This is a genomic window from Salinicoccus sp. CNSTN-B1 (assembly GCF_054792835.1).
This window is the reverse complement of the sequence record NZ_JBTWMN010000004.1, coordinates 1,435,636-1,451,657: the sequence shown is the minus strand read 5'-3', so window position 1 is coordinate 1,451,657 and position 16,022 is coordinate 1,435,636. Positions and strand designations below refer to the sequence as shown.

Annotated in this window: 14 protein-coding genes and 1 pseudogene; 8 read left to right on the top strand and 7 right to left on the bottom strand. The window is 40.1% G+C overall.

The features are described 5' to 3' along the window. Positions 1-75: 75 nt before the first annotated feature. Entirely contained in the window at positions 76-792 is a 717-nt protein-coding gene (locus ACYF68_RS08640) for a DUF5694 domain-containing protein (RefSeq protein ID WP_461046373.1), read from the top strand. A 128-nt stretch (positions 793-920) separates the two neighbouring features. Here ACYF68_RS08640 and ACYF68_RS08635 read toward each other — a convergent pair whose 3' ends face one another. Further along, a complete protein-coding gene (locus ACYF68_RS08635) occupies positions 921-1,793 on the bottom strand; it encodes a DMT family transporter (RefSeq protein WP_461046372.1) in 873 nt (290 codons plus the stop codon). 605 nt (positions 1,794-2,398) lie between these two features. Here ACYF68_RS08635 and ACYF68_RS08630 point away from each other — a divergent pair. From ACYF68_RS08630 to ACYF68_RS08610, 5 genes are all read left to right on the top strand, one after another. Next, positions 2,399-3,166: a siderophore ABC transporter substrate-binding protein gene (locus ACYF68_RS08630; protein WP_461046371.1), complete on the top strand. Its 768-nt coding sequence runs from the start codon at positions 2,399-2,401 to the stop codon at positions 3,164-3,166. A 388-nt stretch (positions 3,167-3,554) separates the two neighbouring features. Next, entirely contained in the window at positions 3,555-4,748 is a 1,194-nt protein-coding gene (locus tag ACYF68_RS08625; protein ID WP_461046370.1) for an erythromycin esterase family protein, read from the top strand. 71 nt (positions 4,749-4,819) lie between these two features. After that, a complete protein-coding gene (locus ACYF68_RS08620) occupies positions 4,820-6,088 on the top strand; it encodes an amidohydrolase family protein (RefSeq protein ID WP_461046368.1) in 1,269 nt (422 codons plus the stop codon). Positions 6,089-6,247: 159 nt separating this feature from the next. Beyond that, a complete protein-coding gene (locus tag ACYF68_RS08615; RefSeq protein ID WP_461046366.1) occupies positions 6,248-6,613 on the top strand; it encodes a hypothetical protein in 366 nt (121 codons plus the stop codon). A 642-nt stretch (positions 6,614-7,255) separates the two neighbouring features. Further along, positions 7,256-7,894, top strand: coding sequence for a MutS-related protein (locus tag ACYF68_RS08610; protein ID WP_461046364.1), 639 nt, complete (start codon positions 7,256-7,258; stop codon positions 7,892-7,894). A gap of 459 nt (positions 7,895-8,353) precedes the next feature. Here the strand turns inward: ACYF68_RS08610 and ACYF68_RS08605 are convergent, their stop codons facing one another. The 4 genes and pseudogenes from ACYF68_RS08605 to ACYF68_RS08590 form a co-directional block, all read right to left on the bottom strand. After that, positions 8,354-9,469 carry a 5,10-methylene-tetrahydrofolate dehydrogenase gene (locus ACYF68_RS08605; protein WP_344703303.1) on the bottom strand — a complete coding sequence of 372 codons (1,116 nt, stop codon included), beginning with the start codon at positions 9,467-9,469 and terminating at the stop codon, positions 8,354-8,356. 1 nt (position 9,470) lies between these two features. Continuing rightward, positions 9,471-9,950: a hypothetical protein gene (locus tag ACYF68_RS08600; protein ID WP_461046362.1), complete on the bottom strand. Its 480-nt coding sequence runs from the start codon at positions 9,948-9,950 to the stop codon at positions 9,471-9,473. Next, a complete protein-coding gene (locus tag ACYF68_RS08595; RefSeq protein ID WP_461046360.1) occupies positions 9,895-10,626 on the bottom strand; it encodes a hypothetical protein in 732 nt (243 codons plus the stop codon). Before ACYF68_RS08595 ends, ACYF68_RS08600 begins: the two co-directional genes overlap by 56 nt. A 608-nt stretch (positions 10,627-11,234) precedes the next feature. After that, positions 11,235-12,354: pseudogene (locus ACYF68_RS08590) on the bottom strand (IS3 family transposase). 47 nt (positions 12,355-12,401) lie between these two features. On the opposite strand from ACYF68_RS08590, the gene ACYF68_RS08585 reads away from it, so the two are divergent. Continuing rightward, the gene (locus ACYF68_RS08585; RefSeq protein WP_461047555.1) at positions 12,402-13,133 is read left to right on the top strand and encodes an SDR family oxidoreductase; all 732 of its coding nucleotides are present in this window, start codon (positions 12,402-12,404) and stop codon (positions 13,131-13,133) included. A gap of 80 nt (positions 13,134-13,213) precedes the next feature. On the opposite strand, the gene ACYF68_RS08580 is transcribed toward ACYF68_RS08585, so the two are convergent. Both ACYF68_RS08580 and ACYF68_RS08575 read right to left on the bottom strand, forming a co-directional pair. After that, complete coding sequence (locus tag ACYF68_RS08580) at positions 13,214-13,711, bottom strand: DUF1648 domain-containing protein (RefSeq protein WP_344703308.1); 498 nt, start codon at positions 13,709-13,711, stop codon at positions 13,214-13,216. Positions 13,712-13,751: 40 nt separating this feature from the next. After that, complete coding sequence (locus ACYF68_RS08575; RefSeq protein WP_344703310.1) at positions 13,752-14,081, bottom strand: DNA-binding protein; 330 nt, start codon at positions 14,079-14,081, stop codon at positions 13,752-13,754. Positions 14,082-14,675: 594 nt separating this feature from the next. Here ACYF68_RS08575 and ACYF68_RS08570 point away from each other — a divergent pair. Then, the gene (locus ACYF68_RS08570) at positions 14,676-15,926 is read left to right on the top strand and encodes an amidohydrolase family protein (protein WP_344703311.1); all 1,251 of its coding nucleotides are present in this window, start codon (positions 14,676-14,678) and stop codon (positions 15,924-15,926) included. Positions 15,927-16,022: the final 96 nt, after the last annotated feature.

Sequence of the window (16,022 nt, the reverse complement as noted above, 5' to 3'; positions counted from 1 at the left end):
GGCGGGGTATCTGTGAACGGTTACAGAATAATGTTACTGGGGGTATTTAAATTTAATATATACGGGAGTGTTGATATGAAACCACAAGTCCTTTTGGTCGGTACCTATCACTTTACTTCGAACCTCGATATGGTGTCCCATGTCGACAAATTTAATGAAGGAAAAGACCGGCATCAATTACAAGAGTTGATAGAGTTACTGGCTGCTTTCGATCCAACGGCCTTGGCAGTAGAAATTACAAAAGATAAGCAAAAATTGTTGGACGATGAGTATCAAGCATATTTAAGTGACAAGTTCGTACTCGAATCAAATGAAGTTCATCAAGTCATGTACCGGCTGGGTAAACGTCTGGATATAGATAGACTTAATGCAGTAGATTGGATGGATTCAGTCGGGAATAGAGATATGGGCGATGTGATGGAGTGGGCGAAAATTCATCAACCTAATTTATATAATGAAATTTATGATATGTCCATGAGGAATGATCAAATTGAAAAGCACAATACAATCATTGAGAATCTCAGAATCATCAACGCGATTGAAAACACATGGGATAGCCATCGCACCTACATGAAGTTCGCCCAGATCGGCGAGGAGACAGATTACATAGGAATCGACTGGCTGCGATGGTGGTATCAACGGAATTTGATTATATATAAGAATATAATGGAACTTATTCAAGCCAAGCACGATAGAGTACTACTGTATATAGGGGCAGCGCACTTACATCTTATAGAACAATTTTTAGCGGAATCTGGGGAGGTGGATGTGGTGGGATTCAATGAGCTCTAAGCACTTGAACGTTGAAATTAAGCGATTTTCAGCTACTTTTACTAATTTTAATCTATCCGCACGTATACGTAATACTTCGCTCATACACTTGGTGAAATACGTTGAGTACATTTGCCTATGTCCACTACTCAGTGCTCAACTTGTTTGACGTTGAGCACTGTAATTGTCACCAGTATGATCCCCATACCAAATAATTGGATAAATTCAAGTTCGTCACCCAGAATGAAGACACCAAACAGCGAGGCTGTCACCGGTTCCACCATGGCGACCATTGAAGCATTCGTCGGTGTCGTCCGACGGACGCCGATGACATAGATGATAAACGATAAGCCGGCTCCCACCACACCAAGCAGCAGAAACCACCATATGTCATCAGAAGTCAATACTTTCAAAGCCTCAGCCATATCAATGAACCACACAAGGATGAGACAGAATGCTAAAAAGGCGACGGTCAATACTGTCTGTGGACTTCCGATGGCAGAAGCATTTTTGAAACTGAAGATGAATAGGGCGTATGACAATCCGGCAACCAGTCCTGAAACCACACCGAATATGCCGGTTGAAATGGAGGCTGGTTGATAGGCACCGGTAAGCAGGACAATACCGGCGACGACAGAGAAAACGCATGTCCACTTGAACCATGTCGATTGCTCCAGACCGAAGAGGAATGAAATAAGTAGGACAAACACCGGTGCGGTGTACATCAAAGTTGCCGCCACGGCGACACTCGACTCCTGGATACTAAAAAAATAAAAGGTGAAGTTTCCCGCTACTCCGATACCTCCAAGCACCGACCAGAGATGAAAACGTAGTGAGGTGATCCAGTTTTGGCGGAAGCGGGTCATGAACCACACAAAGAAGAATATAAAACCGACAGCCCCACGATAAAAGGAGATAATTAGGGGATTCCATTCCTTTTTCATGAGTATATCCGCAATACCACCGCTGATGCCCCAAAAAATGGCAGCTAACATGACAAGTGCAATGCCAGTGTATTTCATAGTTACGTCCTCCTCCACATTCAGCCTGATAATGCAATCTATACATATATATTCAAATACATGAATAACTTTCTCGAAATATCTGTTCCGGAGCTTTATCTTCAGTTATTCCCAAAGGAAGCCCTCATCACACGTGTCAATTTTAATTTTACGATCGATTTGATAAGAAGCGCTTCTGTGGTTTAAAATTTAAAGCCGTGCAGTAAAATAGGCGATAGCTTTAATGGATAAGTCTTGAAATATTTTTTTATATGACAATAAGTATAGTCTGTGGCAGACTGATTATATTTGCTGTAAAATGTCGATTTCTGCTTGATGGCAATTGACTTCATTACTTATAATAAATAGATGATGATGAATCTCATTACCACTCGTGTATTGATGGCATCTTAAAATATAAAGTAATGTAAATAGATTTTGAGAAAAGGAAGCTAGTCGTGAAGAAGGTTTTGTTGTTTACTGTACTTATGATTTCCGTTTTTCTTACAGCCTGTAGTTCCGATGGAGAATCTGAAGGGGCTGAAAAAACAGCGAATCGGAAACCATTACAATAGAGGATGGGTTTGGGGAAGTAGAAATACCAAAAAAATCCGGAGAAAGTCGTTGTGCTTGATTATGGTATTCTAGACACTTTGGATAAACTGGATGTTGAAGTGGCTGGCGTCCTGAAAGGATCACTGCCTACATATCTGGACAAATATAATGGATCTGAATATGTCAATGTCGGGGCCGCACGAGAGCCGGATCTTGAGGAGATTAGTGCAATGAATCCGGACCTCATCATCATATCTGGCCGTGAAGCTGAGATGTATGAGGAGATAAAACAATTAGGGCCCACCATCTATCTGCCAATAGACTTCACCAATTATATGGAAGAATTCACCAACAATATGGAGACCGTCGGAAAAATCTTCGGCAAAGAAGATGAAATCTCAAAAGAGTTGAAAGAACTAGATGAGAAAATGAACGATGTTAAAGATAAAGCAACAGAGGTTGATGAAGAAGCATTAATCATCATGGCAAATGGTGGTAAGATAAGTGCTTATGGCCCAGGTTCACGTTATGGTGGACTCATTCACAATACTGCAGGCTATAAGGCAGCTGATGAAAACATCGAAGATTCAAGGTATGGGAAAAGCGTCAACTTTGAATATGTGATGAAGGAAGACCCAGGCATCGTCTTTGTTGTTGACCGGAATGCAGCACTCAATCCAGAGCATGTTGGTACCAAAAAAGCAATTGAAAATGAGCTTTTCAAGAAAACAGAAGCCTATAAAAATGATCAAGTATATTACTTGAAAATGGATGCATGGTTTTATGGCGGAGGATTGCAATCTATGGAAATGATGATCGAAGACTTAGATATATTTTAAGGTTAGAAGACTTTTGGGACTCGGTGCATAACCGGGTCCCATTTTTTAATATTTTTTGATATGAACTAACAAAAGTAAAATTATTGTTAGCATCTACATGACTAATTTTCCGAGCTGGTCACAAGATTTGTAAGAAGAGGAAGAGATTCTATGTTACTCCTATTGTACTGTTTAGTGCCGACATTAGAACGTTTTCTTTATAAGTGATTTACGAATTTACACAATATTAAAATAAATATTTAACTATTTAAAATATTTGGTATGCTTATCTTATACCAAATAATTACATATATCGAAATCAACCAAGACTGAATAGTCGAGCGCAGTGCCTAGTTGGCATGGCATTCTTGTAAATTGGCTGTACATAAGAGAAGGGGCAATCATTAGAATGAAACTTAAGCAATGTAGATTAATTATTATTTCACTTCTACTATTGGTTTTGTTATCTGGATGTGGTGGGGCAGCTGAGCCTCCTAAAGATTATTATGACTTGGAGGCGGACATTGAGTCGATTGGCGATATTCTCGGAGAACAGGATATCGTCATATTGGGGGAGAGTACCCATTGGTCATCTGATATCGCGAAACAAAAAACTGATCTTATCGATTACTTGGCTGAAGAACACAATTTCAATAAATTATTTCTGGAAACAGGGGACTCAGAATTCAACTACCATCAAGAGAGCGAGTTACCGGTGATGGACGGGGTTGTTCCTCAATATCAACATGAAACGTTTAAGAAATACCTAGATGGCAGCAACAAAAATATTCAGGCGTTGCCGATGGATTGGGCGCCTGGATATGCAGGCGCACATGCCAGTTCTGTCTCCAGTTTAGAAAGAAATATTGTAGATGAAATTTCTGAATATGATCTTGAACTTGCGGAAGAATTTAAGCGTTCGGAGTTCGCCTTACGGGATTGGTTTTCTAAAGGGTTGTTAAAAGGGAAAAAAGTAGGGTATTTCAAGCGCCCCACCAATGTATATGAAGCTATCAGAAGTCAGGATTTCTTTGCTAAATTAACTCCTGAAACACAAAACTATATCATTTCAAGACAGAAGAATATTGATAAGTACTACTCAAAGATTAGTTTTGAAGATGGCGTTGCTGAATACTATGACCATCGAGAGATTGGAATGGCTGAGAAGGTATTAGAACAAATGACTAAAGACGATAAAGCCATTTTATGGGTGGCAAACGGGCATTCCAATTATGATGTGACGTCCATAGAATATACTAATGAATTATTCGTCGAGCAAAAGAGAAGCGAGCGTGTAGAGTCTCTCGGAGCGTTGCTTCGAGAGAGTGACTACAGTGTGTATAATGTAGGTTTATTCCACAATGAGGCAGACAGTTATGCACTCGTTTCTGAGGACTATGTCACACCAAGAAAAGAGAAAGATGAGGCATTAGAAGGTTATATCGGGAACCGGGTTCAAAGCGACGTCTTTATTGATTTTGCCAGCAGTGACTTTATCGAAGAAAATCAATATACAGTTTTTTGGGAAGGGTTTTTTGACTCCAAAATGGTACCTCAAGAGCAATTTGATGGACTGATTTATATCGATCATATAAATAAATAAGATAATTGAGCATGTATAAACATCAAACACATTCATTGAAACTAATAATAAATAGGGAATTGATTCAACTTATGAAACTAAATAATGTAACATTTTTGAATAGCGATATGAAATTTGAAACAGGTGAGTTTTTAATAAAAGATAATAAAATAGTTTTTGATTTAAATGTTGAAGATGAAGAGGATACAATAGATTGCAAAGATTATTTCGTAATCCCGGGACTTATAAATGCTCATTTTCACAGCTACTCACCTTTAGCTAAAGGATTGATGCAGGAAATGGCGCTTCAAGATTGGGGCAATACATCAGAGCAAGGGAAAATACAACAACTACTATTCGATTACTTAGAAAATGAGATTTCAGAAAAAGAGTTTGGGTACATTGCTCAAAAGAGCTATATTGATATGGTCAAAAATGGAGTGACCTTTATAAGTGACTCAGACCCACAATCACCCCAGCAACTAAGTGATGTAATGAATGAGATAGGCATACGAGGGATGATTGATACGTATGAAGAAATTGGAGATTATTATAATAAGTCACAGGGGAACATTCTATTTGGAACCCATTTATTAGAAGAAGAAGACATGACTGAAGATGAATTGTTTAATTTGAAAAAGGTAAAAGATAAATATAATACTATTATGATGACGCACTGTTTAGAGAATGAGTGGAGATCTAATATAGTTAAATCCAAATTTGGTAAATCAAGCATCGAACTTTACAGTGAAAGGAATTTACTTGATGATAAAACAATTCTTTTTCATGGCGTTTATATGTCAGAAGAGGATATCGAGTTGGTAGCAAAACATAAAAGCTCTGTTGTTCATTGTCCTCTTTCAAATTTGGATACTGGCGCGGGAGTTGCAGATGTTAATGCCATGCTAGAGAATGGTGTGAATGTTTGCTTAGGTACTGATTACGCTCATACTAATGTATGGGAGTTAATGAGGTTGGCATATTACTTACTGAAAATAAATAATCATGTTGATAAATATAGCGTTGAAGAGATTTTTAGAATGATGACTATTAATGGTGCAAAAGCATATAAATTACAAAATGACATAGGAAAAATTAAAGATGGTTATAAAGCTGATTTAGTTTTTATTAAAAAAGATGATGTAGATCTAGAACCACTGCTGAATAGAGAAAGCTTTTCCACCTATCTCTATAATTTATTATTTTACAATAAAGCCGATTCAATTCATCACGTGATGATTGATGGAAAGTGGATTATGAAGGACAGAAAATTGGAAACATTGGATGAAAAAAAAGTTGTGAGTAGATATAATCAAATTGCAGAGGGATTTTTAAATTATTTAAAAGAGCATAATTATTGAACTAGCGAATTGCACTATTTGTATCTATTCAAAGTTGGCAGATTGCTTTTGTTTTCTAGAAACTCTTCCTTAATACCATTGATATATTATTATATTCAGTAATAACAGTGTCGTATAATATGACGCTATATTGTATACTCCGTAAGAGGAAGTGTTGAAATGTCGTCATTATATTTCTACGTGGGTGTCGTGTTAATCATTATCATTGTCACGATAATTATATCCATAACTGAAAACAGAAAAAAACGAGTCATAGTTAAACAACTTTGGGAACAAAACGCCAAGTGGTTGGAATATAATGAGACGTTCATTAATTTTGATCATTTCTATCGAAATCTAATTGCAGATGGCAATGTCAGTCGGGAGTTTGAAGTCGATGATGTGACGTGGCATGACTTGGATATGGATTCACTTTTTAAAGAAATCAATCATACGTTCACCACGGTGGGGAAGAACGTCTCTATGCGGCATTGCGAAATGTGGGGGCCTGCGAGGATGTTGACGAAAATTTCATTGCGAGGCTGAACACCGATCAACCTTGGCGGGAAAAAATCACATGGATTCTGTCGAAGTTATCCAAACAGCCAAACTCAGACACTTCAAAGTACTTCACACACTATACGCCATCGGGCTCAGTACGTTATCAACCTCTATACGCATTTCTAAGTGTGCTGCCTGTAGTCGGCATAGGGATGCTGCTCATTAACTTCCTTTTAGGGATTTTAGTTATAATCGGTGCATTATTATTGAACATGGTGATTTCATACCAGCATAAATCGAAGTATGAAAATGAATACTCAGATTTATTCTATGGTTTAAATATTATAAGTGTGGCGACTCAACTTAAACCGCATTTTCACGATATGCTGAATACTTCCGTCAACATTGAAGATGGGGTCAAGCATTTACAGTTGTTCAGTACGCTACTGATTAATGAAGAGGCCGATCAGAATAATATACTTCTTCAATTATTGACTGGTGTTAAACATGCATTTATTTCTGGATTACCATGTTTGTCATTATATTATTAATACTCTTGTTAAAAATAAGGATACATATGAAAAATGCTGGCATCTGGTTTCTACAGCTGACTTGAACTATTCCGTGGCAATGTGGCGAAGGCAGTTGCCTTATTATGTTACCCCGAATGCAGTGCAAGATGAAAGTATGGTAATACATGACGTATATCATCCATTGATTACTGAACCTATCAGCAATTCAATTGATTTGAGACAAAACATCCTGCTCACCGGATCGAATGCCTCCGGCAAATCCACTTTTATGAAATCATTGGCTGTGAATGTCATTCTGAGTAATGGCATCAATACCTCAACCAGTGGCTACTTTAAATATGTGCCTGGTAGAGTGTTGTCTTCAATGGATATTTCAGACAGTATCTCGGAAGGGGATAGTTATTTTATCAGTGAAATCAAATCATTGAAAAGGATAATCGAAGCCCTAAATGGCAGTAATGCTCATTTCTATTGTTTCATTGATGAGATATTTAAAGGGACGAATACGAAAGAACGTTTGGCAGCAGCAGAAGTGCTGCTGAGATTTTTGAGTACGCATAGGAGAATTTCTTTGGTGGCAGCCACTCATGATATAGAATTGACAGAGACACTATGTGATGAAATGGTGATGTACCACTTTTCTGAAGTGCTTGAAGGCGATGATATATTCTTTGACTATCAAATTAAAAAAGGGCCAGCCCAAACATCCAATGCACTGGAACTGCTCAGAGTATTCAACTTCCCAAAATCGATTTATAAGGACTCTAAACAAATTCTAGAAGAATATTATTAAAATACAGTTTTTTTCAGGTCATACGCTTCAAAAACCGCCCGAACAACACAATCCCCCCTAAACCATATTTCAGGTTAGGGGGATTGCTTAATTTTAAGGCGCCTAAGTGTAATGTAGGTAGCATTAGCTTATTAAAAACATATCAGAATTAACTCTACTTTGGCCATGCTAGATAAATAGCAAATATAATAAAGATGATTCCGAACACTAATGAAATCTTATATAGTGAATTATGTGTTCTACGAGAAATACCTAGGACAGTCAAGTAAGCGCCGAGTATGAATGACAAAATCATTATATAGAATCCCATTTTTTCATTCCTTTTCAAGATTTTTAAGAATTCGTGATGTCAGCTTTCATTTAAGTTTAAATTGCTGAATGACAGGTGTGATGAGTCCTTTAAATGTAATAACATTAGCTAGCTAGAGGCTAGAGAGTGCGACATAATATATTGACCGATCATTCCTCACTGGCTTCTTGTGAACGCAGGCGATGTCGATAGCCATATGTGCTTTCCTTCATTACATTCTCGTCCTGAACACCCGCTCCGATTGCAGCTACAACTGTTGAAAGTGATGTGGCGAACCATGCTAGCTTAAGGTAAAAGCGGATGTCTATCTGTTCTAATCCAATATTCCTTATTATAAAGTCAGGTGGTAGCAGCACAAGGGAACCGGTCAGGAACATCAGATACAACACAGTGAAATAAAACACCAATGATATAACCAGCGTTACGACTGTCGCACCGTTATATAACTTCAAAAATCTTTTATCCTCACCTTCTTCCAGCCTTTCCCATAGACCATGGGAGATAATGATCCACACTAGCATACTGGTTAAAGCGAATATTGAAACAGCAATCATCCTCCAGATAGAGAACAAATCGCTTAGGCTCCACATGGTAGAAAAGATCATACTGAAGGAACCTGTCGCAAAAGCAAGTGCTACTACTGAGCTCAAAACCCGCATCATGTTTAAAGGATTATTCGCCCAAGCCATTCCACTGATCAGTCGGAAATATCCCCGCAAATTATTCTTCATTTGATATATTGAATGCTCGGAATCGGTGGCATCGTTATGACTTTTCTCATAATAAAGTGTATTGAATTTAAAATATCGGTTGAATATCCTTTTCAAATTCCTACGATTCTCTTCATTTGATTCGGTGGATTCCTTGTCATTTTTTGCCTGGACCGAAGTGATCAGGGTCACGATGGTCTCGAGAACACTCTGTTTGTTAGGAGGCCAACCGTAGGCGGGCAATGACACCAATCCAACCTCAGTGGCTTCATTTATATCTATGCCGATAATATTCTCGTTATGGTATAACGGGAGATCTGTGATGAAAATAGTATAATCCCAATCCCTATCTTGGTAATATTGATCTGTTTTCTGAAACAACTCCTTCGTCAGCTCTGCATAACTCGTAAGTGGGTCTACATGGACGCCAACTTCCCATTCATGTTCTTCTTCAAATTCCTCGGAAAGCACCTCCGGTAATTCTTCCTTTATTTTTCTTGCAAGTTCATCTGGCGCACCAGGCGCTGCGACGATGCCAACATATCTCTTGCTCATATCAATCATCCTCTGACTTATCATGAGTTTGTTTTGTGCCTGCATGCTCTTCGGTCTGTTCTTCTTTTGTAGTTTCTTCATTTTCTTCTTCTATTTGCTTATACCGGTACATTTGTCTGTAGGAATACGTCACATTCTGAATCGTTCCTTCATCTTCGACAGTGGAGCCCAAGGCACCTGCCAGAACTCCTGCAGAGGCAGAAAACCATACGAGATTTAAATAATCCATCCATTCCACATCAGGCTCAATCTTAGTCCAGGTTTCAAAAAGTCCCATCGGAACAAATACGACAACTGATATTACAAGCAGCAGAAAGACGACCAGGTAGTTTACGATTGTAATAAACAACAAGGTGGCCAATGTGGTGAAGTTGTATAGATAACGATATGACCGCTGGTTTTTACTGGAAACCAATTCCCATAGATCATGAGCGTATATCAACCATCCAACCACACCAAAGATCGCGATGAACGTCAGCAACACGAACCGCCACAAGGAATAATCCAGAACTCAATTCCCAAGGTATCGAAAAGATGGAGATGTATGTACCTGTGGCAAATGATAATGCAACGATAGTCTTAAGGTTGCTTAAAGCCGTCCATGGCTCGTTCGTTAAAGTCATGCCTGCAACAAGTTTACTCCATCCGGCTACCGTCGATTTCCGTATGTACCGCTTATTGCTCACCTCATCTTCAGAAGTCGACACTTCAGTGATCTGATTGATGAAGCTCAAGCGTATGCCGTCAGGGGTTTCAGATAAATCTTTGCGGTGTAGCCATGTAATGTGATGCATTAGTAGATTCTGCAGTTTTTTCTTAACCCTAATGGCGCCAAGTGACGGCACTGAAAGCAGTGATATCGTCTGGTCATAATTCACTTCTGAAACGACGATCTTATTACTGGATATACTGGGGAGGTCACTGATTGCGATTGCCAAGTCCCATTGGTTATCCTCTCGGATGGCTTCCGCTTTTTCGAATGTCTGATTGATGAACTCGGCGGAGGCAGCTAACGGATTGGTCTGATAATCAAATTGCCAATCCACTTTGTCATCAATATGTTTACTGGATAGTTCGCTCAAATCTTTCAGCATCCCTTTTATTAACTCTTCAGGAAGACCGGGAGCTGTGATGAGACCCACGACAACTTTTTCCACCAGCTCACTCCTTTCATCAAGACTTGATATTATAGCTGAAAACAAGCGGTTGTTAAGGGTATCGCTTATATTCATCTTAAACTGGCATTATCTATTTTCAACTATTTTACTGCAGTAGAACTTAAGGATAGTCCTTTAGAACAAATCCACTGATAAGTATGCACCATTGAAATGCGGGGAGGTCGAAAATAAGAAATGTTGAAGAAAGATATTTGTATGCATATATCCATTATACCCATGCAGCTGAAAAATAATTAAAGGCGTCCATAATTATAGGGATAAACCCATTGTGTGACCTGTGCGAGGGGAGTGGTGCAAGCGTTTATGAAGGCGCCGACAGGGAAAATTAAAACTATTAATAGGAAACTAGGAGGCAATTAGGATGGCTAAGACAATCTTGATTACAGGTGCAGGATCAGGTTTAGGAAAGGGTACAGCGCTTGGCTAAAGTGGACCCCATTGTCAAGACACGGATTTTATGAAAATAAGGTGGGGCCTCAGTTCTGTTCCTTCCCCGCTTTTCCGAGATCAGGTTCTGTCAAGGCGTACTGCCCTTGATAGGTTCTGACATCGGAAAGATAATTGTTCAAGGAGGAGCGGGGGCGCATCTAATGAATATGAATGGTGCCTGGTGTCTGATAGTCCAATGACTGATGCAGGCGCTCGTGGTTGTAGAATGCCATATAGTCACGGATATGCTGCCGTGCCTCCCTTGGCGTCCCATAGTCCTTCAAATATACCTCTTCATACTTGAGACTCCGCCAGAAACGCTCAATCATGATGTTATCCAATGCACGCCCTCTGCTGTCCATACTGATTCTGGATGCCCGGCTGTGATTTCAAGAGCTCGATGTATCTAGGACTGGTGAAATGACTGCCCTGGTCGCTGTTGAATATTTCGGGCGTCCCACTTGCCAGTGCCCGTTGCACAGTATCAGAACAAAGTCCATTTCCAGTGTTTGGTCCAGTTCCCAGCTGATGATATAGCGGGAATACCAGTCGATGACGGCGGTGAGATACACCCAGTGATTCTGAAGTCGGATATATGTAATATCAATACTCCACACCTGATTGGGACGGGTGATGGGCAGACCTTTCAACAGATAGGGATAGATACGGTGCTGCAGATTGCGCTTGCTCAGGTTGGGCCCTGGATAGATGGCCTGTATGCCCATTTCCCGCATATGCCGCTGGACCCGCTTACGGTTGATGGCGATGCCTTCATGTTTCAGTTTTTCGGTAATCCGGCGTGATCCATAGAATGGAAATCGGGTATAGAGCTCATCAATCCGGTGTTTGATGGCTACCTCTTCCGGTGAGGGCGTCACCGGTTTGTAGTAGAGACTGGATCGATTGAGACTCAGTAGTCTGGCTTGTTCCGAAATGGGAAAATCAGTGGCTGCCCAGTCCACCATTTCCATGCGTTCCTGTCTAGTCGTGGTAGATGCCAGATTTTTTTTTGACCCACGACAATTGCGTGGTGAGTTTTCCGACTTCCGCATAGAGGCTTTCTAGCTTCTCTTCATAGTCGGCTTTCATTCTGTCCAGATCTTTGGATTGGCTGTCAAAAATCTGTGGCATCTCCTGTAGGAACTGCTTTTTCCAATTATGCAGCTGGTTCACATGGACGCCACGTTCCGAAGCGATCTGGTTCATTGTTTTTTCTTCCTTCAAGACTTCCAACACAACTTGGGATTTGAATTCGGGTGTATATCTTTTACGTTTCATATACCTACCTTAACATCTCCTTCTTTCGCGTCTAAAATCCTGGGTCCATTATAGGCCTTGCGCGCGAAGGGCACACGGTCATTGCCGCTGTTGAAAAAGAGGAACAGGTTGAAGGGTTGCGTGAAGTAGGAAAAGAAGCGGGTGTAGATCTTGAAGTCTTCAAAATGGATATCACAGACGCATATGATCGCGAAGCCATGAAAAAATATGATTATGATATCTTCGTAGCCAATGCGGCAATCAATGAAGGGGGACCGATATGGGAGATGCCGATGGAGAACATCAGACGATTATACGAAATCAATGTATTTGGTACCCTTGAAACCGCTCGTATCGCAGCCGAACATTTTGTAGAGAAGCGGCAGGGTAAAATCATTTTCGTATCGTCCAAAGCGGAAAAGATGAGCTCTGCCTATAAAGGACTCTATTCATCCTCCAAGCATGCCATCGGTGCCATAGCGAAAGCGCTGAAGCAGGAGATGGAAGCGTTCAATGTCCAGGTCGCCACCATCAATCCCGGCAGATTCGGCACCGGCTTCAACGACCGTGCAGTCGCAGCAAACTGGAAATGGTATGATGAAGAGAAGCATCACACTTCAAAAGATAAGCTGGAAGCAAGCGGAGATAGTCTGAATCACCAGATGGATCCACAGCTGATGATCGATAAGATGGTGGAAGTCATTCCTAAAGACCATCATAAATTCAGGGTCGTCTACCCGGAAGACACGGCAGAAGATATGCGTAGAGAAGAGCAGAAGGACTGGGAGACTGATATATAGGATAATAGGCTACCAGACGTATAGAGGAGTCGGGAAAAGTTCTCGACTCCTTTACCATTATGATGTCTTTTAACCATCAACTATTTTATTCTGCTACGTTCAACCAATTTCCAAGCTATCGGTCCCAGTATAAGCAAAAGAATCAACGGCATCAGAAGTACGCCGAATGTAGATGAGCCAGTAAGCCCGTGGTTGGTAATTTCGACATATAGAACTGCAAATACAATCAACGTCCCATTTGATGTTAAATTGAGTAATATTCTGCTGTTCAAATAGAACTCCCTGACATTAGAGGCGTCCATACGTTTTGGATAATTATGCATTTCCGGAAACCGCTCCAACGCCTTGAGTCCCGGTATCAAGAGCAGTGGTATGACGATGAGGACAATTATTTCATACTTCGATCCATATCTATCCACCTCACCATCTGCTCCAAAGTGAGCGGGTACTTCTGCAGGTAGGGATGGGAAGGTGATGATTACATAGATTAGGGCTCCGATGAAAATAGTGTAGCCTATGACATTTGCGGTCTTTTCAGTCAAAGTCTTAGGTATGTCGATTTTTGGTCTTTCTTTCATGTTAATTACCTTTCAGCAGATTTAATATAGTAGCCTAGAGTCATTCGTTATCCATTTGATGCCCGTTTGACGATTTATATATTTCGGCTGAAGAGAGCCAATATAAAAATTGTTTATATGGATAATACGTTGTGCCGTTTAATATTATTTTAGGAGCATTTGGATGCTTATCTAATAAGTCATCAATTTCTTCTTTATCTAAACTGAAGTATATTGGCAAATCTTCTTTCTTTATAAAATTGGTGGCGGGATGTTCGCTATCAGGCTTACCCATATTTTTGAGGCCATCCCCAATAAAATATCCCATAAAACCCAATCCGACTGCCAAAATAAGCATACTTACCACTAATCCAGATAATTCTATTTGCATTTCGCTTACTCCCTCTCATTCTATTTTAATTATTTTATTTTGGAATTTTGATCATCACCAAATAAGAAGCCTAATCCAATCGCAAAGGTTATTGTGTTAATGATTCCTAATGAAATGGATAAAACCTTTTTCATGACTTACCCCCTTCTACTAAAGTTTTTCTCAGATGTCATCACTTAAATTGAAAATATAACAAAATGAATATGATATAACCGTACTTTCAATTTCATAATTCCCACTTACATTTTGGACAAGTCTCTTGTTCTTCTTTTGAAAAGTATAGTGTGAGGCAATAGGCCTACTTTGCTAGATATCTAAATGTTTAGATATATTGTTATACTGATAGTGTACCAGATATTTAGAAAGGGGGAGGTAAATTTTGGAGCAAGCTATATTTATTATCGCGCTTTCTTCTTTTTGCCTTGCGGTACTATTGATGGGAGTAAATTGAAACTGTAAGCCGTCTTGCAAGATAAAATAGTATATAAATCAGCCAGAGACTCACAGTGGTATAGTCCAAATGCATCACGCCTGTAACCATGTAAATAATACACAAAACTAGGGCGTCCACATAAACAAAGGGGAGCAGTGTCTATGATTAAAGTAAAGCACGTCAACTGGATCGATCTGGATAAGGGAAGCATTGAAGTCAAGGATGTGACATTCCAATCAGATGAGGAGAGGGAAGTAGATGGTACAGGAAAATATCTGATGCCTGGTCTGGTGGATATGCATACTCACATTACACCAGTCAGTGCGAAGCATTATTTGGCAAGTGGTGTGACCTCAGTAAGAAATACCGGTGGCAACTATGAACTTATCCAGATGATGGATGATATCGCACCGCATGTATACGCGACTTATCGCTTCATCGATGGTGAACCTGGGCTGTGGGGGCCGACTTCCTTTGGCAATGTCTCCACCAATGACATCGATACAGCAATGGAGGCTGTCGAGGAGCTGTATAACCAAGATGCGAAGTTCATCAAAGTGTATGGCCATATCCAGGAAGATGTCTTGGGTGCTGTAGTGAAAAGGGGAGGCACACTTGGACTCGAGGTTGCGGCTGATCTGCTGCATTCCAAGGTCATCGATGCAATGAAGGCAACAGAGTATGGGGTAAAGTGGCTCGAACATGCATCGAGCATCGTCCAACACCTTTTTCCCGGCTATCACAGCCAACTTTCAGACGAAGCGTTTGATACGATTACGAGCAAGCCAATAGATACTGATAGGCTGAATAATTTATTGTCGTACCTTCTTGAACATGAAGTGAAGTTGGTGCCCACATTGACACTGTACCGGCACTTGGCAGAAGGGTGTACATTCAACCCGCCTGAATTGGTGTCATCCAAGCAGATGAAGCTGGTTGAAGCGGATGAGCAATTATCTATAAATACTCAGTTCGAAACCATTGATGCGCAGCTTAGTGAAGCGTTCAAGAAACGCCAAAAATGGGAGTATGAACAAGTGAAGCGGGTTACAGGTAAGTATCTTGAAAGGGGCGGGGAAGTATATATCGGCACCGATGCACCTGCAGGTACGTGGGTGTATCCCGGGCTTAGTATGATTGAAGAGCTGAATGAATTTAAGGACTTTAGCTTGGCTGATTTTGAAATATTGAGGAAGGCGACAATTGAAGCCAAAAAGATTGTAGGGGAAGACGATGGCTACATATTACTCAACCAGAATCCATTGGAAAATTTTGAACATATCCTCGACATCGATGCCATTTTCTTGGCGGGGAAGATATTGATGTATGAGGATATCAAAAACCATCAAGTGGACAGCTATAGCATGATGAAGAAATTTGAAGAAATTGAGGAGATCTACAGGCAACAGTAAACGAAGCAAGCTGCTTCTTTAGAATATGTGTAAACTTAATGGCTAACTTAAAGTTATTACTAACTTTATATTACTTGAATATATAGAAAAATCTGT

Excerpts from the sequence above, each read along its gene's own strand:
- ACYF68_RS08640 (WP_461046373.1), top strand. The coding sequence starts at position 76 with ATGAAACCACAAGTCCTTTTGGTCGGTACCTATCACTTTACTTCGAAC.
- ACYF68_RS08635 (WP_461046372.1), bottom strand. The coding sequence starts at position 1,793 with ATGAAATACACTGGCATTGCACTTGTCATGTTAGCTGCCATTTTTTGG.
- ACYF68_RS08625 (WP_461046370.1), top strand. The coding sequence starts at position 3,555 with ATGAAACTTAAGCAATGTAGATTAATTATTATTTCACTTCTACTATTG.
- ACYF68_RS08620 (WP_461046368.1), top strand. The coding sequence starts at position 4,820 with ATGAAACTAAATAATGTAACATTTTTGAATAGCGATATGAAATTTGAA.
- ACYF68_RS08615 (WP_461046366.1), top strand. The coding sequence starts at position 6,248 with ATGTCGTCATTATATTTCTACGTGGGTGTCGTGTTAATCATTATCATT.
- ACYF68_RS08610 (WP_461046364.1), top strand. The coding sequence starts at position 7,256 with ATGGTAATACATGACGTATATCATCCATTGATTACTGAACCTATCAGC.
- ACYF68_RS08605 (WP_344703303.1), bottom strand. The coding sequence starts at position 9,469 with ATGAGCAAGAGATATGTTGGCATCGTCGCAGCGCCTGGTGCGCCAGAT.
- ACYF68_RS08580 (WP_344703308.1), bottom strand. The coding sequence starts at position 13,711 with ATGAAAGAAAGACCAAAAATCGACATACCTAAGACTTTGACTGAAAAG.
- ACYF68_RS08575 (WP_344703310.1), bottom strand. The coding sequence starts at position 14,081 with ATGCAAATAGAATTATCTGGATTAGTGGTAAGTATGCTTATTTTGGCA.
- ACYF68_RS08570 (WP_344703311.1), top strand. The coding sequence starts at position 14,676 with ATGATTAAAGTAAAGCACGTCAACTGGATCGATCTGGATAAGGGAAGC.